This window comes from Halomonas sp. (assembly GCF_029263665.1).
In the GTDB taxonomy this organism is placed as follows: domain Bacteria; phylum Pseudomonadota; class Gammaproteobacteria; order Pseudomonadales; family Halomonadaceae; genus Halomonas.
This window is the reverse complement of record NZ_JAJUFQ010000017.1, coordinates 49,027-72,637: the sequence shown is the minus strand read 5'-3', so window position 1 is coordinate 72,637 and position 23,611 is coordinate 49,027. Positions and strand designations below refer to the sequence as shown.

General features: G+C 57.5%; 33 protein-coding genes and 1 tRNA gene. 31 read left to right on the top strand and 3 right to left on the bottom strand.

Annotation, left to right across the window (positions count from 1 at the left end; genetic code table 11):
• Window positions 1-3: 3 nt before the first annotated feature.
• Genes Q1K07_RS15595 through Q1K07_RS15565 form a run of 7 tightly spaced genes read left to right on the top strand, consistent with a single transcriptional unit; the run spans window position 4 to window position 3,640 of the window.
• Entirely contained in the window at window positions 4-810 is an 807-nt protein-coding gene (locus tag Q1K07_RS15595; protein ID WP_300312813.1) for a Bro-N domain-containing protein, read from the top strand.
• Window positions 807-1,058, top strand: coding sequence for a hypothetical protein (locus Q1K07_RS15590; protein ID WP_300312811.1), 252 nt, complete (start codon window positions 807-809; stop codon window positions 1,056-1,058). Before Q1K07_RS15595 ends, Q1K07_RS15590 begins: the two co-directional genes overlap by 4 nt.
• Window positions 1,055-1,270: a hypothetical protein gene (locus Q1K07_RS15585; RefSeq protein ID WP_300312808.1), complete on the top strand. Its 216-nt coding sequence runs from the start codon at window positions 1,055-1,057 to the stop codon at window positions 1,268-1,270. Before Q1K07_RS15590 ends, Q1K07_RS15585 begins: the two co-directional genes overlap by 4 nt.
• Window positions 1,267-2,115 carry a DUF6378 domain-containing protein gene (locus tag Q1K07_RS15580; RefSeq protein ID WP_300312806.1) on the top strand — a complete coding sequence of 283 codons (849 nt, stop codon included), beginning with the start codon at window positions 1,267-1,269 and terminating at the stop codon, window positions 2,113-2,115. Before Q1K07_RS15585 ends, Q1K07_RS15580 begins: the two co-directional genes overlap by 4 nt.
• Window positions 2,112-2,402: a hypothetical protein gene (locus Q1K07_RS15575; protein ID WP_300312803.1), complete on the top strand. Its 291-nt coding sequence runs from the start codon at window positions 2,112-2,114 to the stop codon at window positions 2,400-2,402. The genes Q1K07_RS15580 and Q1K07_RS15575 overlap by 4 nt, the downstream gene beginning before the upstream one ends.
• The gene (locus tag Q1K07_RS15570) at window positions 2,399-2,902 is read left to right on the top strand and encodes a VRR-NUC domain-containing protein (protein WP_300312801.1); all 504 of its coding nucleotides are present in this window, start codon (window positions 2,399-2,401) and stop codon (window positions 2,900-2,902) included. The genes Q1K07_RS15575 and Q1K07_RS15570 overlap by 4 nt, the downstream gene beginning before the upstream one ends.
• A 12-nt stretch (window positions 2,903-2,914) precedes the next feature.
• Window positions 2,915-3,640, top strand: a complete 726-nt coding sequence (locus tag Q1K07_RS15565; protein ID WP_300312798.1) for a hypothetical protein — start codon at window positions 2,915-2,917, stop codon at window positions 3,638-3,640.
• Window positions 3,641-3,692: 52 nt separating this feature from the next.
• Here Q1K07_RS15565 and Q1K07_RS15560 read toward each other — a convergent pair whose 3' ends face one another.
• On the bottom strand, window positions 3,693-4,049 hold the full coding sequence (locus Q1K07_RS15560) for a hypothetical protein (RefSeq protein WP_300312796.1): 357 nt from the start codon (window positions 4,047-4,049) through the stop codon (window positions 3,693-3,695).
• Between the two features lie 286 nt (window positions 4,050-4,335).
• Here Q1K07_RS15560 and Q1K07_RS15555 point away from each other — a divergent pair, with 286 nt between their 5' ends.
• On the top strand, window positions 4,336-4,527 hold the full coding sequence (locus Q1K07_RS15555; RefSeq protein ID WP_300312793.1) for a hypothetical protein: 192 nt from the start codon (window positions 4,336-4,338) through the stop codon (window positions 4,525-4,527).
• Window positions 4,528-4,576: 49 nt separating this feature from the next.
• On the opposite strand, the gene Q1K07_RS15550 is transcribed toward Q1K07_RS15555, so the two are convergent.
• Both Q1K07_RS15550 and dauA read right to left on the bottom strand, forming a co-directional pair.
• Complete coding sequence (locus Q1K07_RS15550) at window positions 4,577-5,566, bottom strand: ISL3 family transposase (protein ID WP_300312791.1); 990 nt, start codon at window positions 5,564-5,566, stop codon at window positions 4,577-4,579.
• A 27-nt stretch (window positions 5,567-5,593) separates the two neighbouring features.
• A complete protein-coding gene (gene dauA, locus Q1K07_RS15545; protein ID WP_300312788.1) occupies window positions 5,594-7,348 on the bottom strand; it encodes a C4-dicarboxylic acid transporter DauA in 1,755 nt (584 codons plus the stop codon).
• Window positions 7,349-7,561: 213 nt separating this feature from the next.
• On the opposite strand from dauA, the gene Q1K07_RS15540 reads away from it, so the two are divergent.
• From Q1K07_RS15540 to Q1K07_RS15430, 23 genes are all read left to right on the top strand, one after another.
• Window positions 7,562-7,753 carry a CopG family transcriptional regulator gene (locus tag Q1K07_RS15540; protein ID WP_300312786.1) on the top strand — a complete coding sequence of 64 codons (192 nt, stop codon included), beginning with the start codon at window positions 7,562-7,564 and terminating at the stop codon, window positions 7,751-7,753.
• Window positions 7,754-7,967: 214 nt separating this feature from the next.
• Window positions 7,968-8,276 (top strand): hypothetical protein, encoded by a 309-nt coding sequence (locus Q1K07_RS15535; RefSeq protein ID WP_300312785.1) that lies wholly within the window; start codon window positions 7,968-7,970, stop codon window positions 8,274-8,276.
• A 243-nt stretch (window positions 8,277-8,519) separates the two neighbouring features.
• A tRNA-Ile gene (locus tag Q1K07_RS15530) sits at window positions 8,520-8,594 on the top strand.
• 73 nt (window positions 8,595-8,667) lie between these two features.
• On the top strand, window positions 8,668-9,216 hold the full coding sequence (locus Q1K07_RS15525) for an N-acetylmuramoyl-L-alanine amidase (RefSeq protein WP_300312783.1): 549 nt from the start codon (window positions 8,668-8,670) through the stop codon (window positions 9,214-9,216).
• 50 nt (window positions 9,217-9,266) lie between these two features.
• Window positions 9,267-9,614, top strand: a complete 348-nt coding sequence (locus Q1K07_RS15520; RefSeq protein WP_300312781.1) for a phage holin, lambda family — start codon at window positions 9,267-9,269, stop codon at window positions 9,612-9,614.
• Window positions 9,611-10,069 (top strand): hypothetical protein, encoded by a 459-nt coding sequence (locus Q1K07_RS15515; RefSeq protein ID WP_300312780.1) that lies wholly within the window; start codon window positions 9,611-9,613, stop codon window positions 10,067-10,069. The genes Q1K07_RS15520 and Q1K07_RS15515 overlap by 4 nt, the downstream gene beginning before the upstream one ends.
• Window positions 10,070-11,449: 1,380 nt before the next feature.
• Window positions 11,450-11,728, top strand: a complete 279-nt coding sequence (locus tag Q1K07_RS15510) for an HNH endonuclease (RefSeq protein ID WP_300312778.1) — start codon at window positions 11,450-11,452, stop codon at window positions 11,726-11,728.
• A gap of 126 nt (window positions 11,729-11,854) precedes the next feature.
• A complete protein-coding gene (locus Q1K07_RS15505; protein ID WP_300312777.1) occupies window positions 11,855-12,325 on the top strand; it encodes a phage terminase small subunit P27 family in 471 nt (156 codons plus the stop codon).
• A 6-nt stretch (window positions 12,326-12,331) separates the two neighbouring features.
• Window positions 12,332-14,047: a terminase TerL endonuclease subunit gene (locus tag Q1K07_RS15500; protein ID WP_300312775.1), complete on the top strand. Its 1,716-nt coding sequence runs from the start codon at window positions 12,332-12,334 to the stop codon at window positions 14,045-14,047.
• Window positions 14,041-14,223 (top strand): hypothetical protein, encoded by a 183-nt coding sequence (locus tag Q1K07_RS15495; RefSeq protein WP_300312772.1) that lies wholly within the window; start codon window positions 14,041-14,043, stop codon window positions 14,221-14,223. Before Q1K07_RS15500 ends, Q1K07_RS15495 begins: the two co-directional genes overlap by 7 nt.
• On the top strand, window positions 14,223-15,491 hold the full coding sequence (locus tag Q1K07_RS15490) for a phage portal protein (RefSeq protein ID WP_300312769.1): 1,269 nt from the start codon (window positions 14,223-14,225) through the stop codon (window positions 15,489-15,491). The genes Q1K07_RS15495 and Q1K07_RS15490 overlap by 1 nt, the downstream gene beginning before the upstream one ends.
• A complete protein-coding gene (locus Q1K07_RS15485; RefSeq protein ID WP_300312766.1) occupies window positions 15,488-16,417 on the top strand; it encodes a S49 family peptidase in 930 nt (309 codons plus the stop codon). Before Q1K07_RS15490 ends, Q1K07_RS15485 begins: the two co-directional genes overlap by 4 nt.
• Before the next feature lie 71 nt (window positions 16,418-16,488).
• Window positions 16,489-17,784: a phage major capsid protein gene (locus Q1K07_RS15480; protein ID WP_300312764.1), complete on the top strand. Its 1,296-nt coding sequence runs from the start codon at window positions 16,489-16,491 to the stop codon at window positions 17,782-17,784.
• A 67-nt stretch (window positions 17,785-17,851) separates the two neighbouring features.
• A complete protein-coding gene (locus Q1K07_RS15475) occupies window positions 17,852-18,073 on the top strand; it encodes a hypothetical protein (RefSeq protein ID WP_300312762.1) in 222 nt (73 codons plus the stop codon).
• A gap of 75 nt (window positions 18,074-18,148) precedes the next feature.
• Window positions 18,149-18,709: a head-tail connector protein gene (locus tag Q1K07_RS15470; protein WP_300312759.1), complete on the top strand. Its 561-nt coding sequence runs from the start codon at window positions 18,149-18,151 to the stop codon at window positions 18,707-18,709.
• A 3-nt stretch (window positions 18,710-18,712) separates the two neighbouring features.
• Window positions 18,713-19,048, top strand: coding sequence for a phage head closure protein (locus Q1K07_RS15465; RefSeq protein ID WP_300312757.1), 336 nt, complete (start codon window positions 18,713-18,715; stop codon window positions 19,046-19,048).
• Window positions 19,035-19,478 carry an HK97-gp10 family putative phage morphogenesis protein gene (locus tag Q1K07_RS15460; RefSeq protein WP_300312754.1) on the top strand — a complete coding sequence of 148 codons (444 nt, stop codon included), beginning with the start codon at window positions 19,035-19,037 and terminating at the stop codon, window positions 19,476-19,478. Before Q1K07_RS15465 ends, Q1K07_RS15460 begins: the two co-directional genes overlap by 14 nt.
• On the top strand, window positions 19,475-20,200 hold the full coding sequence (locus tag Q1K07_RS15455; protein WP_300312752.1) for a hypothetical protein: 726 nt from the start codon (window positions 19,475-19,477) through the stop codon (window positions 20,198-20,200). The genes Q1K07_RS15460 and Q1K07_RS15455 overlap by 4 nt, the downstream gene beginning before the upstream one ends.
• A 67-nt stretch (window positions 20,201-20,267) precedes the next feature.
• Window positions 20,268-20,444, top strand: a complete 177-nt coding sequence (locus Q1K07_RS15450; protein ID WP_300312750.1) for a hypothetical protein — start codon at window positions 20,268-20,270, stop codon at window positions 20,442-20,444.
• A complete protein-coding gene (locus tag Q1K07_RS15445) occupies window positions 20,404-21,339 on the top strand; it encodes a hypothetical protein (RefSeq protein WP_300312748.1) in 936 nt (311 codons plus the stop codon). The genes Q1K07_RS15450 and Q1K07_RS15445 overlap by 41 nt, the downstream gene beginning before the upstream one ends.
• Window positions 21,340-21,348: 9 nt before the next feature.
• Window positions 21,349-21,693 carry a hypothetical protein gene (locus tag Q1K07_RS15440; RefSeq protein WP_300312745.1) on the top strand — a complete coding sequence of 115 codons (345 nt, stop codon included), beginning with the start codon at window positions 21,349-21,351 and terminating at the stop codon, window positions 21,691-21,693.
• Window positions 21,694-21,845: 152 nt separating this feature from the next.
• Complete coding sequence (locus tag Q1K07_RS21270; RefSeq protein WP_366945084.1) at window positions 21,846-22,031, top strand: hypothetical protein; 186 nt, start codon at window positions 21,846-21,848, stop codon at window positions 22,029-22,031.
• Window positions 22,032-22,079: 48 nt separating this feature from the next.
• Window positions 22,080-23,600: a hypothetical protein gene (locus Q1K07_RS15430; RefSeq protein WP_300312740.1), complete on the top strand. Its 1,521-nt coding sequence runs from the start codon at window positions 22,080-22,082 to the stop codon at window positions 23,598-23,600.
• Window positions 23,601-23,611: the final 11 nt, after the last annotated feature.

The following is a 23,611-nucleotide window of genomic DNA, read 5'->3' as shown; positions in this document are numbered from 1 at the left end:
CCCATGAGCAATGTGATTCCATTCGATTTCAACAGCCATCAGGTCCGTGTCGTTGATCGTGATGGTGAGGTGTGGTTCGTAGCTGCAGACGTGGCCGAGGCCTTGGAATACGACAGCCCCCACCGAATGACACGCCTCCTCGATGAAGATGAAAAGGGGCGCCACATTGTGGCGGTCAGGTCTGCCAATGGTGTTGAGCAGGACCGTGGGCTAAGCGTCATCAACGAGTCTGGCCTGTATTCCGCTGTCCTTCGCAGCCGTAAACCAGAGGCAAAGACATTCAAGAAGTGGGTGACATCCGAGGTCCTACCAGCGATCCGCAAGACAGGAGCCTATCAGATGGTCGAGGCTCCTGCGCCAGCCCCCGATGATCGTCTGACGGACATTGCCCGGGCATCCGCCATTGCTGGCGCCCTGGACGCTGCAGCTCGAGCATTCGGCTTCGACGACAACATGCGCCTGCTGTCGGTCAACCAAGCCGTGCAGAAGCGTACTGGCGTCAACCTGCTTGGTGAGCTGAACGCCACACACCTACTCAGCCCGATCAATGAACGTTACCTGACACCTACTGAGCTGGGATTGCCGTTGGACATGAGCGCCATTGCCGTGAACCGGGCATTGCGTGACCTGGGCTACCAGCGCCAGCAACCCGATGCACGCGGGCGTAATCATTGGGTGCTGACCGATGCAGGTCGTGCCGCCGGTGGCCGAATGATGGATACCGGTAAGCAACATGGTGATGGCGCTCCAGTGCAGCAGCTCAAGTGGCCAGAGAGCGTGGGTGATGCCTTGCGGGAGGAAGCTGCATGAGCCGTTTTGATGAGGGGTTTGCTTTTGCTATGGGCACGATGGTCGCGATCTGTGTCTGCGCACTTGTTTACGGTGTGATCAGCAGAGTCGATAACCACAAAGACGACAGCGATCCAGTCGATGGCCGCAGCGGCGTATCAGTGGTCACAGATGCCAAAACCGGCTTGCAGTATCTCAGAGCTCCTGGCGGTGGCATTACGCCTCGACTGACCATCGACGGTAAGCACATGAAGGATGGTGACGCATGATCCTCTGCGCCACCATTGCTGGCTCCATTGACGAGGCCATATGGCAGGCAGACACCCAAAACCTGCGCCAAGCCATAGTGAAAATAGATTCCGACGTGTTGGGAGTCCTTCCCCTGATCGATGCCGAACGCCAGGCGTTCCCGATACTTGAAGTGATCCGCCCAGTAAAAGAACAGAAAACAGTACATACGCATGGAGAGGTAGCGGCATGAGCCTGACAACAAGCGAAATGAAATCCCTAAAGGCCTTGGTGCATGAGCACTCTCAGAGCCGCCATCCAGTGAAGCTCATGATCGTGCAGGCTGCATGCAATGTTCGGTCAGAAAGTGCGCGTGAGGGTGTAGCAACAGACCTGGGAAGGCTCAAGGCGAAGGGATATGTCGTCAGGGTGGTAGGTAATCGATGGGTGCCGACACCTTCGGGTAAGCAAGCTGTCGGCTATCCGACTTTCGATACCAAGGTTGCAACCCCTAATGAGCCCAGCACCAAACAAGCAGAGAAGCTGGATGACGCGCCAGTCACTGACGGGCAGCCGAATGCTGACAAAGGTGAAGTTGCAGGCAGTGGTGCCAAGACTCTGCAGGAGGTTGCTGGCTTGGTCTCGATCACTGACGGGGATGGTCTTGTAACGGGCCTTGGGGTAGCAACACCTATCAAGTCTGATTCGCTGGTGTTCTGCGATTGCGGGAAAAAGATGACCAGGGAAGAGGTCCACTTCCTGGAGTACCGGTGCGGTGACTGTGCAGAGAAGGAAGTATACGACGCCCCTGAGCCTGTCGTCGTCACTGCCCAGGGCATCCTGGATCGTGCTGGCGCTCACATGCGTGACCGTGCTGCCACCTATGACAAGCCAGAGGGGGAGCGCTCAATGGGAGCCACCGTCGGTGCCTTCCGCGAAGTCACCGGGCTGGAGCTTACCGAGGAGCAAGGTTGGTTGTTCATGAGCCTTTTGAAAGCTGTGCGCAGTCAGCAAGGTGGATACCGGGCAGACAGTTATGAAGATGGTGCTGCCTACTTTGCCCTGGCCGGAGAGGCTGCAGGGAGGATCCGCCAGTGACAGGCCTGGTTAAAGGCGGGCCTCAGTCTCGCCGTGCTGCCATGTTGTGCGCGAACCCTCGCTTCCGCTTGTATCTCGATCAGCGCCGTCGGCAAGCGCATGGGCTGGCGCATGAGCAGCTCCCAGACGGCACTCATTCAGAGTGTGATGCCGCTGACTTCATCCGCGCCAGCTGCAATGTGGCGAGCCGTGCCGAGATCGATCACAACGACTCGGCCATCCACATGCTGAACAAGATCGTTGCGGACTACCAGGAATGGGAGCGCCAGCAAAGGAGAGTTGGATGACTGTTGCCAGAAGGCCAAATGTACGTCGTCGAACAAGCTCAGGCACTCCCCGCCGTCGTCCCACTGACTGGGAAGGCCAAGAGCAGACCGCCCTGCTGGTGTGGCTCAATGGCCAGAAGATGCAGGGTACATCAGTGGGTGAGCTCTATGACCACCTCTATCACGTTCCCAATGGAGGGCACCGCAACAAGAAGACGGCAGCAGACCTGAAACGTCAGGGCGTGAAGGCCGGTGTATCCGACTTGGTGGTTCGCCAGGCTCGTGGTGGCTGGCATGGTCTTTATCTTGAATTTAAAGCGACCCCGCCCCGCGATGCGGATCTTGCTGATAGCCAGGAGAAGTGGCTGGAAGGTTCCGAGTATCAGGGTTACTGCGCTGTGCTGGCGCGTGGGTACGAAGAGGCAAAACGGGCGCTGATCGAGTACGCAAGCTGGCCGCGCACTCAAGTAGTAGGCCCTCAACTGGTGCTGGCAAGTGGCACGGACTGGCGTAAGGGGTGAGCAGTGGCAGTCATGGCGATGGAAAGAAAAGGTCAGCAGGGAAAGAAGATGGACTATCAGAAGGTGGGTATCTGGAAGCTGCGTGAGCTGGCTCGTCAGTCACACGAGCAACATGATCCGGATGCAGCTCGTGTGTTTGTGACACGAATCCTCGATATTGAAGCTGAGCGTAGGACGGTGCATATCCATCAGAACTTGGGATGGCACTCGGCCAATCCCCTGGCAAGTATCGGAGAAGGACCAGGTAGTACTGCTATTGCTCGTGAGCCGCTTGCAACCATGTACGATCGGGGCATCTACACACATGAACAGCACGAATTGGCTCGCAAGTGGATAGAAGCAGCGAAGGTGCCACCACGCCAGCTACTGGCAGCGCTCATTCATGCAGCGAAACTGCACCCTAGGGCAGTCAGTAATACACCTTGGGCGAAAAGCTATGACCACATCGCTGAGCATCTCGACTGGTATTCCAAAGCACTTGGATTTGCTGCTGTCCCGAACCAAAAGGCTCGGGTGGTTGTCCGCGAGGTTCAGCCTAAGCATCGGAACAGCATGCATGTATGGCCCATGCCTGAGGACAGGGTTAATGCAGAGCTGGCGCGGCTCGAAGCGGCCGGAAAAGCTCGAACCATTGAAGAGCATCAGGTCGAACTGATTCCAGTGTATAAAGATGGTGAAGCGCTGAGGCAAGCAGGGAAGTTCGCTCGGGTTGCAATGATTGCGCTGGCGAAAATCTGAACAGGGCTGAACCTGATATGAAGCCCCGCTTTATGGCGGGGCTGAACTAAAGTCACCTATTGCCAAACACCCGGGCACAATTATCAATGTCTCGATAATAAGGATGGTTGCTGTTTCCGGTGTAACGAACATCGGAAACTGTTCCGTGTTCGACGATGAAGTCGATTTGGCATTTGAATGTGTAGTCGTAATACCCACTCACTTTGTCATTCTGATCTTTTCGGTAGGTCAGTATTTCACCATTGGACATTTCCGCGATTGAGTCAGGCGCGCCCAATTGGCGCAAGACAGCATCTTTGTCATAGCCTTTCAGACCCAAGATCGTGGTAGAAAAATTGTCCTTCGATTGCTGTGTAGCACACCCTGTCACCAGCATTGCGGCAGCACATGCCATAATCCATTTCTTCATGGTATCCCCTTGCGTTTGAATATCATGCCGCCTCTTGGGGCGGCTTGCAGCAGAAGAATTAGCATAGCTGATCGCTTACGGAGTGTCGCTAAGCAGAGACGAAGCTCCGGGAGGGGCAGTAATGACTATGTGCTTGCCTAGTGATTACATCCGAAATTAACACAACATGTTGTGCTTTTTACCGGTTTGATCTACGCTATTTGTAGCTTGGCGATCAGTGCGCGCTAGGCGCCAGCCATTCAAAGCCCTGCCCTCACCGGCGGGGCTTTTTATTGGAGCTAGCATTATGCAGCCGCATCAAGAACGTGTCGTCACAGAAAAAGAAGAGTTGGATGCAAAAATCTCAGCGCTAGACAGCTTCCTTGGCGGGCAAGTTTTCGCATCCCTTGATGTTGGCGAACAAGACCGCCTCGTCCGCCAACATAAATACATGACGCAATACAGTTCTGTTCTAAGTGAGCGCATTAGCAACTTCTAAAGGGTATCCGGATTAACTGGTTGAGGGGCACCTAGGTCCAGCCCAGACCTTAATCTCTCCAGAAGGTTGATAGATCGACGCCGAAGTTCTTCTCTTGCTCGGGCAGGCCCATGCTGTAGGCTATGGTTGCCCTGCCCAAGAACGGGGAATCCTTGGTCTGCGGCGACTTCTTCTTGTGCTTTGTGGTGTAGAGCATCCGGGCTCGCATCACCTCGAAAGAATAGCCTCGGCCATCGCGGTTCTTGTCCTTGGCCAGCCGGTTGATCGACTCGGTGAAGGCGTTGGTGATCGGGATGTCAGTCTCGAAGTAGGTCAGCATCTCCTCACGCCAGCCACTGACGGCGCTGACGAGATCCTTCCAGGCCTCCTTCTGCCCCTGTGGGATGTCGTCAATCCAGGCAGCCAGCGCTTTCTCAGCATCACGCCGGGTGGGGCAGTCCCAGATGTGGAAGAATCGCTCCTTGTGCTCATAGGCTGCTAAAAGCTGGGGGAAGGCCCCTGTCCAGGTCTCCATGATAAGGCGTTCACGGTCAGAGACATCGTGAGCTCGCTTCAGCAGGATCTTCCGGTCACCCTTGAGAGTTCGGCGCTGGTTGGCCGTCAGCTCCTTCCTGAGGTCCTTGCGGATCTTCTCCAGGGCTTCGTTGGCCATGCGCACGACGTGGAACTTATCGACCACGATACGGGCCTGTGGCAACATAGCCTGGACGGCGCGGCGGTAAGGCTTCCACATGTCCATGCTGACGATCTCGACCTGGTTGCGCTCGGCCATGCTCATGAGCCGCTTCGTCACCGCTTCCTGCTGACGACCGGGTAGCAGGTCCAACAGGGTGCGCTCCTCCAGGTTTCCGTGGATGGGTAGGTCACGGTAAGCAACGTCACGCTTGCCGAAGCGAACAAACTCACCTTCTACGCCACATTCCTCACAGGCTATAGGGATAGGGGCCTCTATCCGGAAGTGAAGGTCGTGTTCGCCCTCTGCCTTGGCCTGGATGTGGTACTCCGGAAGGTGGAGGATATTGTCATGAAGAGAAATCATTCAATTCTTATAGGTACCTGGAGATAACTATTCTGTTTTTGCTTTCTGCCAATGTAAAACCACTGACCGGGCCCTCGGTAGATCTCTACAGTACGTCAGCATCCCGGCGGTCTTGCGAATACCGGCCCGGCGCAACTTGACGATGATTCTTGTCGGTAATCCCACCAGGATCAGCGCGACACCCTCGCGATGCATTTCGTCGATCAGGGAGCGGAGCGCTACGATGGCAGTCCCGTCCATGCTTGGCACATCGTGCATGTCGATGATAACGATCTGTACCTTGGGATCCACCAGATGCAACGAGGTGAGTGCCTTCTCGGCCACCCCGAAGAACAATGGTCCATTGATTTCGTAAACGACCACTTCTGGAGGCAGCCCGTTGATAGCAGGGTGATTCTCGATCTCGATGCGATCGGTTGTTGTCAGCAAGGTCATGCGCCGAATAAAAAGTGCCGCAGCCAATCCCATGCCGACAGCAACGGCCAGAACCATGTCAAATAGAACAGTCAGGCCGAAGCAGATGACAAGAATGGCCACATCTCCAAGAGGCGCGGACCTAATGGTATGCAGGAAATGACGCGCTTCGCTCATGTTCCAGGCAATGATGAATAGTAGCGCCGCGAGGGCAGCCATGGGCACGAGACCCAGCAATCCAGCGAGTGCGATGACCGCCAGCAGCACTACTACAGAATGCACCACTGCAGCGATGGGTGAACGAGCACCGCTTCGGATGTTGGTCGCTGTTCGGGCAATTGCCGCCGTCGCCGTGATGCCGCCAAAAAGTGGCGCGATGATGTTGCCGAGCCCTTGGCCAATCAGCTCGGCGTTGGGGTCATGCTTGGTCTTTGTCAGGCCATCTGACACCACTGCGCAGAGCAGTGATTCGATGGCCCCCAGCATGGCAATGGCAAAGGCGGGACCTAGCAGAGAGCGAATCAGCTCGAAACTCAGTTCAAGGGGGGCCCCATTGGGTCCCGATAATAACCATGGAGCCATGAAGGAAGGCGCTACAGGAGGGATTCCAGTACCCGTTTCGTCATTAGCCTCCCAGCTAAAACGAGAGGCAATCGTCTCAACGGCAGGCGTACCGGCGCTCCCAAACCACTGATTGGCACCGTAAGCCGCAATAGCCCCAACGACCAGTCCGACAAGGGGGGCCGGGATGGGCATGTGCAATCGAGGCCAGAGCAACATGACAACGAGAGCAAATGTCCCAATCCCCAACTCGATAGGATTCAGAGTGGGTAGAGAGGTGACGATCCGCCCCAGGTTTTCGACAAAATGTTCGCCGAGTTGCCCGACGCTCAGCCCCAGAAAATCGGGGATCTGTAGTACTGCGATGACAACCGCAATCCCTGCTGTGAAACCTAGAACCACGGGGTAGGGAACGTACTCGATCAGGCGCCCCATTCGGGTAACCCCCAAAGTCACCAGAATGATGCCTGCCATCATGGAGGCTATCAGCAAGCCGCCCAGACCGTACTGCTGGACAATGGGGAAAAGAATAACGACGAAAGCGGCTGTCGGGCCTGAGACATTGAAACGAGCACCGCCGGTTAACGCGATGATAGCCCCGGCCACAATGGCTGTGTAGAGACCGTGCTGAGGGGAAACGCCTGTAGCGATTGCCAATGCCATCGACAGTGGCACGGCCACGGTACCGATCGTGAGGCCAGCCATCACGTCTTTGCGCAAATCCGAGAGACCGTAACCCTCTCGCCATGCGGCGCGAAGACCAGTGGAGATGCTGGGCAGGCTAACTGAAAACCGTTGGCTCGACATACGATGGCCCTTGCTGCAATGCACCCTCGCCATGGTAGCGTCGACCGGAGCATTTGGCGTAGGGAGTAGAAAACATGTTAATGACATTAACATGCTGTTATAATATGGCGCAACCGAAGGTCGCCATGTTGTATGGCACGAGCAGCGCTCAAGCATTGCGATGTGAGAGCAATGACATTAACATTAAATGTTAATGTCATCAGGAAAATATCAATGGAAAAGAAAACTGCTCGCCTCACTCTGCTCATAGACCCTCAGAAGAAACAAGCTTTTGAACAGCTATGCGCTTTGCAGGATCTGACTCCTTCGCAAGTCGTACGGCAGCTGATACGTGATTATCTACATAAGCACGGGGTGGAGTACGAAACACAGATGACCAAAGATGGAAGAAACAACCCAGGCTGATACCAGAGCTATCTCATGCATGGCTCCGTGGTGCCACCCTCGTCAACGACTGGCGGTATATGCCATGGCGCCGGCATTTGGTAACGCATCAATAGCGATCCTTACGAAAACCAGGCGCTCATTAACCATTAAACCCCGCAAGGTAAAATTTTATATCAGACTAGCAAATTTCCTATCGGCCTCATGTGCCTTAATATTCTCTAATGGACCCGCTATGCATAACCTATGGATTCCCTTCGTCGCCATTCTCACCGTTGCCGGCCTGATCTTCGGTGGCCAGGCCTATTCCGAGGCCCAGCGTGATGCGCACATCGCCGCGACGATTGCCGAGCGCCTCGACAGGCATGCACCGGCCGAGATTTCCCACCTGGCGCGGGTCAACAAGGGCTATGGGGTGTGCGGCGACTATGAGCTTTCAATCGCCGAGTCCGGTCGCTTCTACTACAACAGCGCAACCAAGCGCCTGGCGTTGGGCACCGATGCCCCGCAGTATCGCGACAACTGCGCGGGCGTCTCTGACTGACCCTTACTGACCGACAATAGAACACCTCAATACCGCAGCGGTCCTACTAGCTCAAGCACATCATTTTCTTTTCGCCACTAACCACTAACTATGAGGCATAGCCTACTATCAACCAGAAAATCCGGTGAGACGGTGAGTAGGAACCGTCAGGTCATAGTCAGATATCAACCAGATATTCCGGATACCCCTTCTAAACAGAATTAATTGATCATGGCCCAGCTTTCCAGCTGGGCTTTTTGCGTTGGGCCTCTAGCTCACTCGGTGAGAGCGTCCGGCTCATAACCGGATGGGCAGGGTTCGAATCCCGGTGGCCCACCAGATCCCTGAATGACACCGCCACCTGGTGTCTTGCCCGCCTCCCCTGCGGGCTTTTTATTTGAGGTGCATGATGATGGCGCTCCAGACCAAGACGCTGCTCATCAGTGCCGGTCATTCCATGTCTGATCCCGGCGCATCTGGCAATGGCCTTTCTGAGGCGGACATCGTCCTCGACTTCCGTGATCGCCTGTTCGACTACCTGTCTGGCAAGGTCGTGCTGGCTCGTGATGGAAAGGAAGGTCAGAACCTGCCACTCAGTCAGGCATGCGAGATGGCCAAGCGCCATGATGTAGCGGTCGAGTTCCACTGCAATGCCTTCTCCAGCCCTTCCGCGACCGGTGTAGAGACTCTATCGGATGTTAGCGGTAAGCGTCTTGGCGCTGTGCTGTGCAACTCCCTATCCAGCGTGATGGGTATTTCCAACCGCGGTGCCAAGGGTGAAGGCAGCGGGCAGCACTCACGTCTCGCATTCGTTCGTGCCGGTGGCATCATCGTTGAGCTGTTTTTCATCACCAACCCTGATGACCTCAGGGCCTTCCGCGACAACCTTGAAGCATTAGTTGCCGAAGTCGGCAGAGTGCTCATTGACGAGGTTTGTACCGAATACTCCGACGCTGCCTGAGAGTGGCGCGGTTAACGAATTCATACGCAGGCCACCAATGAGGTGGTCTCATGACAAAGAAGAGAGTCGATATGCTGCCCGACAAGGACCCAAGCTTCTGGCAGGCCCTGTTCGGGGTGCTATCTCATAACTGGCCACAGCTCTATGCCGCTGGCATGGCTTGTATTGTGGCATTTGCACGTGCCATGCAGGCAGGCGGAGAGCCACTGAAATCGTTATTGGAAGCAGTGCTGTGTGGTTGCCTGACATTGTCATTGGTTCCCGTCCTCCAATACTTCGGCTTGAGTTTGAGCCTCGCGGTCTCATTGGGAGGAGCTGTTGGCTTCCTTGGTACCAAGTGGATCCGTGAACGCGCGTCAATCATCCTCGAGACTTTCCTGCTGCGAGGTCGGAAATGATCTCCCTACTTCGCAACCTCACGCCGCTCATTATCTCAGTGCTGCTGGGCATCACCGTGTATTCGGGCATGCAGGCTCGGCACTACGCTTCCAAGCTGGCAGATGCTCAGGTCGAGATTTCACGTATCGATCAGCGTGCTGAGACCTTGCTGGAACACCAGCGCTGGCAGCGCCGCCGGATCGAAGCGATGGAAGCCGCGCTCAATGAACGTGAAGAGCAGCTGCAGCGTGATGACCAACTGCTGCAGTTGGTTCGCAGTGCTGCCCGCAAGCTGGAGCAAGAAGATGCCGAGACCGCTGACTGGGCTGGCAAGCCTATTCCTGTTGCTGTTGGTGACTGGGTGCGCCAGCTCCCCGCCGAATACGGTGACAGTGCCGGTGATCATGCCAGGGCCAACGATACCAGCCCATCTGCTATCCCCTCTGGCAGCACCACGCAGGGCAGTAGCGAGTAACCGCGACTTGCTGGATCTCCTGGCGGATTACGAGGCGTTGCGCCGACGAGCTAATGCAGATCGTGCTGCTGTAGAGAGGATTGTCTCTGTCGCTGGCCAGGTGAAAGAGTGATGTATGTTTCTCGATAAAGTTGTTGGTTATCGTCTAGTTATACGTGGATTTTTGTTTCTTTGGCCTTTCCGTCGCTCGTACCATTCATAGAGCTTGTATCCAAAGTAAGCGCCTAGCGCCCCGGAGATGAATGTTCCGCTGATAGCATCGCCAAAGGCAGCTATGCCAATTCTCGATCCGAAGAACAGTCCGAAGCCACCACAGATAATTACAGGCGGTATGTGCCACCTCGTGAATCTAAGCATGTTCTTCACTTTTTGTTATCGAAGGCAACTAAAGAATAGACCATCTGGCCAAGTCAGCGCCGACGCCCCGTGGGTCCTTCCCGCCGGGGCATAGCCATCCACGGGGGCGGAGAGCCGCGGAATTCGACAAATTTTCGGCACTCCCTGGTCGTCATCAGTCTGGGCGTTATCGCGCCGACAAAAGTGATTCAGTTGAGGGACGGTAATGATCAGTCGCCTCATCGAGCGAGGCATCGTCATTTTCGTTATCTAAAAGCCCCATTTCGGATTCGAAGCAAAGCCGAGCGGCGACCTGGCGGGCGTCAATCTCGCAGCTGAATTTAGCCCATACTGGTTGGGCAGGGTTCCGAGCATCAATCACTAGCCATCCAACAGGTTCTTGCAGCGATGGCGTTGTTGGAACTACTTCGAAGGTGGGCAATGTAATGTCCCCCCTATAGAGGTATAGAGGCTGCGATATGCAATATGTTGAGCATAGCAGTCTTCGCACTAGCCTAATGGTTCCTTCGAAAGTCATGGCGGCGCTCATGGAGCGAAAGGGCCTCGGAATGCTACAGGTGCAAGTTGCTCAGGGATTTATCTTGTTTAATCCGTTGGCATATTCCACTGCCTCTTGGTGTGATGCGAAGGATGCTGTTTCCGTCCCTGTCGCGCCATCGACAACTATCCATGTCATCGAAGCAAACTCATGTTGCCGCGCACTAGCTTGATCCGAAAAGTCACCGTATTCCTTTGCGATACATAAGAGATAGTAATGCGGTTCCATAGTGCTACTCGTTCCTTTTTCCTAGTGCTGTCTAAGTATGACGTGATTAACGAATAAGCTGTCAACGTAAGAAGCACGCGCAGCATTCCTTTCTGTGTATATAGCAGACTACGGGACAGGATAGCCGCGGATCTCAACAATTATCCTTGCTCGATTGGGCCCGTAATATGCCAGCCAGTCCTCCTCGTCCCTGTCGCGCGCCGATGTGTCCCGGCAAGACCACAGCCAAGCATGGTTACTGCGATCAGCATTCACACATGGCCGTGACCTGGGACCGATGCCAACCTGGTGTGAAGAATGGTCGTGGTGGTCGTCCTTGGCGACGCCAACGGGAGCGTATCCTGAAGCGGGATAAAGGGCTCTGCCAGCCATGCTGGCGTGCCGGACGAGTGACGCCCGCGACTGAGGTCGACCACATCGTCAACCTGGCGTCAGGGGGCGATGGTAGCGACGCCAACCTCGAGGCCATCTGCGAGCCGTGCCACCAGGTCAAGACGCTGTCAGAGGCGCGCCGGGGCCGCGACGGCGGTGGCTGAGGGGGAGGGGGGAGGTCAATCTCTCCTACCCTGCGCCAGCGGACACCGACGCCGAGGTTAAATTTTTACACCCGCAAAATTGAAAAATCAGCTCAGCGGGAATCGTTCTCAATTGGAAGGCTTCAGATGACGCGAGGTCGCAAACCCAAGCCCAGCCACCTGAAAGCGGTTCAGGGCAATCCGGGAAAACGTGCCATCAATCATGACGAGCCCGAGGGTGAAGGTCTGCTTGAAGTCCCCTTGCCACCGGAATGGCTGCACCCCTATGGAATTCAGATGTGGGAGCGAGTGGCGCCGTGGCTGGTGAGCAGCAAGATCCTGACCGTCTCAGACATGCCCAACCTCGAGGCGTACTGCGCCGCCTATGCGCGCTGGCGTCAGGCAGAGGAAGACATCGCCAGGAATGGCATTGTCGTGCCGGGGCTGAACAGCGATGTGAAGAATCCGGCTTGCACGGAGGCTAATGCCTCACTCAAGCAGATGGCCATGTTCGGCAGTGCTCTGGGGCTGGATCCAGCCAGTCGCACCCGCTTGGCAGTGCCTGGGGCGAAGGACGCTAACAACCCCTTCAAAGACCTGGTAGGCAAGAAACGATGAGAGACCATGGCCAGCTACCCCAACGTCAACGCCGCGAACAAGTACGCCCGCGACGTGGTAGCCGGCCGGATTCCGGCGTGCCAGGAGGTCCGGCAGGCATGCCAGCGCCACCTGGACGACATCAAGGCGTCGAAGTCCCGGTCGTTTCGGTACCGGTTCGACCGTGATGCGGCTGAGCATGTCTGCGTCTTCATTCAGTTGTTGCCCCACACCAAGGGCAAGTGGGCACGCGAACGCCGACTGATTGAGCTTGAGCCCTGGCAGTGCTTTATCTTCTGTGCGCTGTTCGGGTGGCTCGTCAAGAAGACTGGACTGCGTCGCTTTACCGAAGCCTATATCGAGGTCCCCAGGAAGAACGGCAAGAGCGTGCTCGCCGCCGGTGTCGCCAACTACATGCTGGCGGCAGACGGGGAATACGGGGCCGAAGTGTATTGCGGTGCCACCACCGAGAAGCAGGCCTGGGAGGTCTTCCGCCCGGCCCGGCTAATGCTGACCAAGTCACCTGCCCTGGTCAGTGCAGCGGGCATCGAAATCATGGCCAAGAACATCTCGATCCCCGAGGACGGCAGCCGTCTGGAACCGTTGATCGGAGATCCCGGTGATGGATCGTCACCCAGCTGCACCGTGGTGGATGAGTTTCACGAGCACCCGACGCCCAATCTCTACGACACCATGCTTACGGGTATGGGGGCGCGTGACCAGCCACTGATGTTCATCATCACTACTGCCGGCTTCAACCTGGCAGGCCCGTGCTATGACAAACGCCGCCAGGCGCAGCAGATGCTGGAAGGGGCGCTCCCCAATGAGGAACTCTTCGCCATCATCTACACCATTGATGCCGGCGACGACTGGCAGGACCCAGACGTCCTGCACAAGGCCAACCCGAACTTTGGCATCTCAGTTTCTGAGGAGTTTCTGCTCAAGGCACAACGCGATGCGGTGCGCTATCCGAGTCGCCAGAACGCCTTTCTCACCAAGCACCTCAACGTCTGGGTCAGTGCCCGTACCGCTTGGCTGAACATGGCATCCTGGCATGCGGCCGGTGATCCTCATCTGACACTGGATCAGTTTGTTGGCCAGCCATGCTGGCTAGGTGTTGACCTGGCTAGCAAGACCGATATCGCGGCGATTGCATTGCTGTTTCGCGATGAGGTGGAGGACAAGAAGGGACGCCTCAAGACCCGCTGGACCTGTTTCGTGCGCAGCTATCTGCCCGAAGGGGCGGTGGAACGGGCCAGCCATAACCGGGCGGCCTATGAGACTTGGATCAACAGCGGCGACCTGATCACTACCGATGGCGAGGAGTTGGACTTTGACGTCATCCGCGAGGACATCAAGGACCTGGCCAGCTGCTTTGATATCCAGGAGGTGGCCTATGACCCCTGGCGAGCGACGCAACTGGCGCACCAGCTAATGAGCGATGGCGCATCGGTCATCGAGTACCGCAATACGGTGCAGAACATGAGCCCGGCGATGCGGGAGATGGAAGCAGCCATCACCGCCGGACGCTGGCGGCATGCCGCGGATCCGGTGCTGACTTGGATGGCGTCCAATGTGATGGCCAAGGCGGATGCCAAGGACAACATCTATCCACGCAAGGAAAAGCCCGAGCAGAAGATCGACGGCATCATCGCCATCCTGATGGCACTGGGGCGTGCGGTCCTCATGGAAGATCAGGCGCCGGAAGAATCCATTTACGACACGACGGATGTGACATGCTGATCAACGTTCTTACCCTCCTGGTCGGCATCCTTGGTGCTGGCCTGATGGCCTATGGAGCCTGGCTGATGCTGCCAGCCGCGGGCTACATCACCGGTGGCGTACTGTGCCTGGCGTGGTCAGGACTAGTCTCCCGGGCCGCCGCGCGTCAAACAACACCTGACCAGGAGGAGAGCTGATGTTCTGGTCTGGTCTCTTCACCAGTTCTTCCGCAAGTGGTCACGCTAGGAAAGGGGCGGACTGGACCGGCTGGGTGAGCTCTGTTGTCGGTCGGCAGAGCAAGGCGGGCACGTTGGTCAATACGGAAACGGCCCTGGCGGTGTCCGCCCTGCGGGCCTGTGTGACCTTGCTGGCGGAATCGGTCGCACAGTTGCCTTGTGAGTTGTATCGCCGGGATGACCAAGGTGGGCGTACACGGGCCGTCGATCACCCGATCTATGACCTGGTGCATAGCCAGCCGAATCGCAAGGACACGTCGTTCGAGTACTACGAGCAAGGCATTGGCGCACTGTGTCTGGAAGGCAATGACTTCTCCCTGATCGAACGCGATGGCGCGGGCTATCCTCGGGAGCTGATCCCGGTCCATCCCCAGAAAATGCGGGTGCTCAAGGGGCCGGATGGCTTGCCGTATTACCAGCTGCTGGAAGGCAACGATATCTTGCCCATGCGCCTGGTTCACCACGTCAAGGCCTTCTCCGTGGATGGGTTCGTGGGCCTCTCTCCGATCGCCACCAATGCCGATGCCATCGGGCTGGCACTGGCAACAGAACAACATGCCGCGGCGGTGTTTCAGCGTGGCGCCACCATGTCCGGGGTGATCGAGCGGCCCAGAGAGGCGACGCCGATCTCGGACCAGGCCAAGGTCGATCGGCTGTTGCAGAAGTTTGCCGAACGCCACGCCGGTTTGCGCAACATGTTCTCGGTGGCCCTGTTGCAGGAAGGTATGAGCTACAAGCAGCTGGCCATGGACAACGAGAAGGCGCAGTTGCTGCAGTCCCGCAACTTTGGGGTCATCGAGGTCTGCCGCCTGTTCAAGGTGCCACCCCACATGGTGCAGCAGTTGGACAAGGCCACCTTCAGCAATATCGAGCACCAGGGCCTGCAATTCGTCATCTACACCTTGCTGCCATGGATCAAGCGTAAAGAGGCCGCGATGATGCGCGATCTTCTGCTGCCTGACGAGCGCAAGGACCTCTACATCGAGTTCAACGTCCAGGGGTTGCTGCGTGGTGATCAAAAGAGCCGGTATGAAGCTTATGCCCTTGGCCGCCAGTGGGGATGGCTGTCGGTCAACGATATTCGTCGCCTGGAAAACATGCCTCCCATTCCCGGAGGCGATCGCTATCTCACACCCTTGAACATGGCCGATTCCCAGAAAATTGGCGACAGCCTGAATGCCAGCCCCGAGCAGCTCCAGGAGATCGAGAGGATCCTATGTCTCACATGATGATCAATTATCCGCACTTGGCGTCCATGGTGTTCAACACGCCGCTCTATGCCACGCCAGATTTGGTGCAGGCCGTGCGATCGGTGCTGGAACCCCGTTTGCTGGGTCAGGCCACCGACTTGCCACAAGGGCTCGGAATGGCGCATGAGCCGGAAGAGCGTGAGATGCAGGAGCTTCGCGTGGTAGGTCGCGTGGCCATTATTCCGGTGCATGGGGTGCTGGTCGCTCGCCGTGGGCAGATCAATGCCGCCTGCCAGGAGTTGGTGTCTTACGAGCGTTTGCGTAGCCAGATCCAGGCGGCTCTCCGCCACGAGTTGGTCGAGGAGATTGTGCTCGACTTCCACACCGGGGGTGGCCATGCCATGGGGTGCAAGGAACTGGCTGATTTCATCCGGGCCAGTACCGGAGAAAAGCCGATCACCGCCCTGGTCAACTTTGCCGCTTACTCGGCAGGATATTTCCTGGCGGCGGCCTGCTCGAAGATCATCGCCAGTCCCACGGCAGGAGTCGGCTCCATTGGCGTGATCATCGAGACCTATGAGGTGAGCCGCATGGAAGAGACGATGGGGGTCACCTTCAACACCTTCTTCCGCGGTGATCACAAGAACGACCTGACACCCCACCAGCCCATCACGGATCAAGCCGTGGCCGAGATCGAGCGACGTCTCGATCATGCCTACGCCACCTTCACGGAATCCGTCGCAGACTACCGAGGGATGGCCGTCGACGATGTCGTGGCGACCCAGGCACGGCTCTATACCGCGCAGGATGCATTGGCAGCCGGGCTTGTCGACGAGGTAGTACCGGCCCAGGAAGCCCTGGACAGCATTGCACAGGCTTATGCCGGCACCACGACCCAGCAATCTCGATCAAGTCGCAGCATCCGGGCTCAGGCCCAGGCGCTCGACACCCATTGTCGGCTCTAGCCTGGCGGCGGAGCGACACCCCAAGGCGGCCAATGGCCGCCTTTTTTGTGCCTAACCGATGAGGATGCCACATGTACGACATTGAAACTCTCCGCCGCGAACGCGCCGAGGTGAACGCCCAGGTGCAAGCGTTGGCGAAATTGGAAGCGGAAAATGGTGAGCTGACGGCCGAACAACTGACTCAATTCGAGCAGCTGGCTAGCCAGTTCGATGAACTGACCACCAAGCTGGAGCGGGCCGAGCGCACTGAACGCATGAACGCCGCGGCTTCCCAGCCAGTATCAACCTTCGGCCAACGTGCTCCTGCCGTGGTCACCAAGCCTGAACTCAAGCAGTACACTGGTGCCAAAGTGGCCCGTATGGCCATGTCCGTGGCCGCTGGCAAGGGCAACCTAGATGACGCCATCAAGTTTGCCAATACCGAGATCGGGGATGCTGAGGTGGCCATGGCCGTGGAGACCAGTGCCAACTCGGGCGGCTCCCTGGTACCCCAGAACCTGCACGATGAAGTGATCGAGTTGTTGCGGCCAAGGACCGTCGTGCGCAGTCTGGGGGCTCGCACCATGCCGCTGCCCAACGGCAATCTCAGTCTACCGCGCATGGCATCAGGAGCGACCTCCAGCTATGTCGGAGAAGGTTCGGATGTGTTGGCCTCCGAAGGCAGTACGGATGATGTCGCGCTAAACGCCAAGACCATGATCACCTTGGTGCCCATCTCCAACCAGTTGATCGGACGTGCAGGCTTCCAGGTGGAACAGCTGTTCCTCAACGATATGCTGGCCTCCATGGCCGTACGCGAGGACAAGGCTTTCCTGCGTGACACAGGCGCCAATGATACCCCGACCGGGTTTGGCCCTACCTGTGTGACAGAAGGCCGAGTGGTGCCCTGGTCGGGCACTGCCGACCTGGCAGGCATCGATGCCTATCTGGATAGCCTGATCCTCAAGCTGATGGAGAGCGACAGTCTGTTGCTCAATCCTGGCTGGGGACTCTCGCCGCGTACTTACATGAAGCTGTTTGGCCTGCGTGATGGCAATGGCAACAAGGTCTATCCAGAAATGGCTAATGGTGAGCTCAAGGGCTGGCCGATCAAACACACCACCACCATTCCTACCAACCTCGATACCTCCGGCGCAGCGGCCAACAACGAGTCGGAGATCTACTTCGCGGACTGGAACGATGTGGTGATCGGCGAAAGTGACACCATGACCATCGACTTCAGCCGGGAAGCCACCTACAAGGATGCTGCGGACAACCTGGTTAGCGCCTTCGCTCGCAATCAGTCTCTGATCCGAGTGGTGAAGGAACATGACATTGCTTTCCGCCATCCAGAAGGTTTGGTGATGGGGACTCAAATCCCCTGGTAAGCGCCTCGCTTGTGGGGCCGCATGATGCGGCCCTGTCTCTTTCTGATTGCTGATAAGGAGCCAGACCATGGCCGAACCAAAAACCAACTTGATTTCCATGACCTTCCGCAGACCCTGGGGACGTTATGCCCAAGGGGACCGAGCAGGATTTGAACCAGCGCGTGCCAAGCAACTCGAGGACCGCAAGATCGCTGTGCCCACTGCGACGGTCAAGCAGGAAACTTCTGCGCCGAAGAAGGCTGGGGGGGCCACCAAGCCCACAGGCACGGAAGGTGCGGACAAGACCTGAACGATCCATTGATAAATCAGGCAGCCACTTGCGAGTGCGAGTGGCTGCGCCGAAAGCCATAACGGGATGCACCCAATGATCACGCTTGCCGACGCCAAGCTGCACTTACGCCTCATCGCTGATCTGGCTGCAGTCGGTGACGACACCTCGGAAGACAGCTTGCTCGAGGCTTTGATCGAGGCAGCCTATCACCATGCGGAAGCCCGTACCTGTATGGCACTGCGGCAGCGCTCCGAAACCCTGGTGCTGGATGAGTTTCCAGCAGGGGATAGTCCCATCCAGTTGCCTTGGACACCAGTGACTGGCGTTGATGCTGTTGATTTCATCGATCTTGCTGGTATTGGCCAGTCCCTGGAAGCCAGTGCGCTGCGTCTCGATAGCCGTCCGATCTATCCGACACTCGCTCCCTCATGGGGCAGCCAGTGGCCAGCCACCATTGCTGAGCCTGAGAGCGTGACGATCACAGCAACCGTGGGCCCAAGTACCACACCTCCCGATGTGCGTGCCGCACTGTTGTTGCTGATTGGTCATTTCTATGAACACCGCGAAGCAGTGGTAACCGGTACGATCGCCACAGACCTTCCTCTGGGCGTCGAGATGCTGCTGGCGCCGCATACGATCCATGCCGTGGGGTGACCGATGCAAGCAGGACGACTTCGACACCGTGTGACCCTGGAGCACTATCAGAAAGGTCCACGAACCGATTCGGGTGCCGAGCCCACCGAATGGGTGGCCGGTGCCACGGTGTGGGCCAACGTCGCCCCGCTGCAAGGCCGATTGCTGTTGTCCGCCCAGGAAGCACAAAGCAGCACCACGGCGAGGATCCGTCTGCGTTGGCGATCTGATGTTGCCGAGGCCACTGGCAAGACGTTGCGTTTCCGGCTTGGGGATCGGGTCTATCGCATAGATGGCCGACCTATCGATGTCGACGGTCGTCAGCGTGAGCTGGAGGTGATGTGTCATGAGTGGGTATGAGTGGCATTTACGCAGTGAAGGTTTCGATGAGGCGCTTCATGATTTGAGAGCACTCGAAGCCAGCTTGCAGCATGGCGCTGTGCGAGCGGGTTTGGTACGAGCCATTGCTCCTACTAAAAGGCTGGCCAAGAGACTAGCGCCTCAGGACACCGGGGCGATGGCACGAGCTATTGGCCACCGCTCACTCAGCAAGTCAGCCAAGTCTCGGCTCGGCATTCCCGCCCAGAATGTTGCCTTATTGGTGGGACCCAATCGTAAGGTCAATGGCCGCTGGCAAGGTCGCAAGGGAATGTGGCAGGAGCTCGGTACCGAGCACATGGAAGCCAACCCGTTTATGACACCTGCGCTGGAGCAAACGCAGAGTGGTATGGCGGGACGCTTCTATCACGGTCTGCGTGATTACTTGGATCGCAAGGGGTTACGAACATGATCGACCAGGTGCTGAGTCGTCTCGCCACTATCGGCATGTCCGCAAGGAGAAGTGCTGAAGCAGATGTCCGTCAGTCTGACACCGTGCCAAGCCTGGTTTCACTCGTAGACCCAGTGGTGAATGGGCATTTGTGGCCTGTTCACCTACCCAATGATGCCCCGGAAATCACGGGTGTTTACCACCTTGCAGGGCAAGATGACATCGACATCGATGGCTTTCGACTGGGGCGGGTCGATACCTATGTGCTCAGCCTGCGCAGCCCAGTATTCGACCCATTGCGCACCATGTCAGACAGCCTGGTAGCGCGAGTGGAAGTACACGAGGGCATGGAAAGTTGGGAAATTACCGATGCGGCCACCGATTATGAATTCGATCCTCGTCAGTACCGGGCCCACTTTGAACTCCAGGCAACGTGTATCGCGGCTTCCGGATCGGAGCTTCCTGTTGCCTTTGTTCACATTGTGAAGTCCGAAGCTGAGCCCAATGCACTTGCCACTTGTCGTGTTCGCCAAACCGTCCACGAAGAGATCGCCATCGTGGTGGTGGCAGATCAGACCGCAATTGAGCGACAGCGACGAGCCATAACTGATGCGCTTCTTGGATTAGAGTCCAGCGATGGCGTTTCGCCTCTTGAATACGCTGGAGGTCAGCGTGTCATGACATCCGGGCGTCTGGTGTACTGGCGCGAGCAATATCGCTACCAGCGACTCATATTCAGCTGAGTAATTTCCCCCGCTGTATCTTCCACCTGCCCAGGTGGATCAAGTGTGAACCCAAGGAGTTACCTCAATGCCAACCCAATCCGGCGGCCGTTACGAGCTGCGCGGAGGCAAGCGCGTGCTTGTCGAGCGCAGTGGCCACAAACAGGCCAATCCCAAACCCACCCGCCCAGCGGACCTGACTCCCACAAAGAGCGAGAAACGCAATGCTGAACACAAGAACGAAGATTCTGCTGGTCGCGCCTGAAGCAGAGTATGGGGCAGGGGCTGACATCGCCACGGCCACCATGATGCTGGTGTCGGAATTGGACAGCAGTCCCTACGAAGGGGATAGGACAGAGCGTACCCGTCTGCGTGAGCACTTCGGTGCCAACGCCGAAATCAATGTGGCGCCATTCACTACCATCACCTCCACGATTCCGCTGGCCGGTTCGGGAACAGCAGGTACCCCGCCGAATTTCGGGCTGTTGCTGAGGGCTTGCGGCCTGTCGGAAACCATCGAAGCGGACACCCAGGTGACCTATGCCCCGGCCACCGCGAATCCGGAGAGTTTCTGTGTCTGGTTCGCCGAAGATGGCCAGGTCCAGAAGGTGCCAGGGGTACGCGGCAACGTCGAGTTCAATCTGACGGCCAAGCAAGTACCCACTATGGCCTTCACGCTGACAGGCCTCTACCAGCGTCCAGAAGCCCTGAGCCAGGCACTGAGTCAGACGCTCACCGATATCGTGGATGAGCTGGTGGTGAACAAGCAGAATACCCCGGTACGCAATGTGCACGGTCATTCTGGATGCCTGCAATCGCTGTCTCTGAACATGGGCAATGAGGTGGTGCATCGCAACCTGGTGGGCTGTGAAAAGGTCCTGATCACCGACCGGGCCTCAACAGGTCAAGTCGAGATCGAAGCCCCCAGCATCACCACCAAGAACTATTTCGAAGCATTGGAAAGCCATAACGGCATCACCCTGGCACCGGTGTCCATTGGTCATGGCACCCAGGCCGGCAATATCGTCACCATTACCGGTCCAAAGGTCCAACTGAGTACCCTGTCGCGGGCTGATTCAGACGGCATCCTGCATTACCAGTTGGGTACACGCTACTTGCCCGATGCTGGTGATGACGAGTTCACCATCACTTTTACCTGAGGAATTGGCATGGCGTTTGTCATCAAGGAAGTCCCCGATATCACCGTATCCTTGGAAGTTCTCACACCTGGAGACGAGGCGGTTTCCGTGCTGGAAGCACGTTGGAAACTCTACGACTTTCCGGATGCGAAAGAGCGAACTGACCAGCTTCAGCGTGGACTGATCACAGATGAAGAGCTGGTGGCGGAAGATCTGCTCGATCTGGGGCCCGTCGAGGACGAGCAGGGCAAGGCGGTGCCTTTCAGTCAGGAGTTGGCACAGCAGCTGTTGCGCAAGAGCTATCTCCGTACCCCGTTGATTCAAAGCTGGTTCAAGGCACAGAGCGGTCTGGCTTCGGCACGCAAGGGAAACTGAAGGCCCTCGGCCGGCATTGGGCCGGAGCCAGCCGGGGGCCATCGTCACTCGAGCAGGATGCGAACGCCTTCGGCATTCCACTCGGGGAATTGGGGAATGCCATTCCTCCCGATGATGTCGAGGTATGGGGCGATCACGTTGAAGCGCTCGAAGTGTTCCAGGCATGTGGTAACCAGTGGCGAGTCGTCGCCGGGATGTTCGGGTGTTTCTACCAGGGGCTGGATATTCCCAGTGTGACTTCTGTTATGGAGGTGCATGAGGTCCAGAACCGGCGTACTTGCCTGGAATACCTTCGCGATATTGAAGCCGGCGCATTGGAAGTACTCAACCGCCATTGATCTCCCCCCGCTTCGGCGGGGTTTTGTTTGTCACGCTTCGGGGTTCTCATGTCCAAAACTTACCGCACCGGCCTGGTCATTGAAGGGGATAGCAGCAGCGCAGTGCGCGCCATGCGGGCTACCGACAGGGAACTGGAACGACTGGGCAAAGGATTTGAGCGAGGTTCACGTCAGTCCCACCAGTTCTCCGAGGATATCGAAGCCAACGGTCGTGGGCTTGAAAACTTCAAGCGCATTGCCACCGGTGTCGGGGCGCTGATCGCGGGGACTTTTGCCGCAGGTAATGTGGCCAGCCAGGCGCAGGCCATTGCCAACACTGATGCCTTGGCGCAATCGCTGGGTGCCTCTACCAGCACCTTGCAGGCCTGGCAGTACGCAGGGCAACAGGTCGGCCTGGAAGCCGACAAAATGGGAGACATCTTCAAGGATGTCCAGGACAAGCTGGGGGATTTTGCGGCGAATGGCGGTGGTGAAGCCGCTGACCTCATCGGCAAGATGGGGCTGAATATCCGCGAGCTTCTACGCTTATCGCCTGATCAACAGTTGTTGAAGATTGCCGACTCCCTGCAGCATCTTGACCCATCACAACGCACGCATTTCCTTGAGACCCTGGCCGATGAAGCAGTTCGCCTCCAGCCCTTGCTGGAGAACGGTGCGGGGCTGCTGCGGCAGTATACCGAGGAAGCGCATGCCCTCGGCATTGCCATGGATGAGGTAGACATCCGCAATGCCAGTGAAGCGGCTCGCGCACTCAATGTACTGAAAGGGGCGGCGCAAGGCCTGTCCAACCAGGTTGCAGCGGATTTAGGGCCCGGGCTGGCGCAAGCGACCACCAACGTGACGACCTTCATCCAGGAAGTGGGAGGCGCGGATGTCGTCATGCAGGCTGCACTGACGACAGCAGGTGGGTTGGCCGCCCTGTATGCCGGCCGGCTGGCTGGTTCTCTGGCGTCATCAACGGCGGCAACGATCAGTAAAATTGCGGCGATGCGGGCCGAAACCATCGCAGAAGCTCAAGCCACCCAGCAGGCAGCCCGTCGTGCCGCGGCAGAACTGCAAACAGCCAAGGCTCTGCAAGCGCGAGCGGTGGCCGAGGCCAAGGCGACGACGGGTACCAATGCCCATACCTTTGCCCTCGACAACCTGGCCAGGGCGGACGATCGCTTAACCCGTGCCAAAGCCGCCAGTACGGCAGCCACCAATGCGCAGACGGCTGCCTTGGCACGTGCCAATCTTGTGGCCCGTGGTGCCGCGGGGGCGATTGGACTGGTCGGCGGCCCGGTGGGCGTGGCAGTGCTGGCGGCCAGCGCCATGTTGATGTTCCGTGACAGTTCGGATGACGTGGCGGCATCGCTGACCGACCTGGAGCAGCCCCTCGACTCCATCACGGAAAAGTTCCGTCAGCTGACACGCGACCAACAACAAGCTGCCCTTGTGAAATGGGGAAACCGCCAGGCAGAAGAGGTCGATAAGGCTGCAGCTGCACTGGACGAGCTGCGTCTCAAAGTCTCTCGCTCTACCTACTCATTGATCCCCATGGGGGGAGAGACGAATTTGTTAACACCTTAGTGGGGGCATTT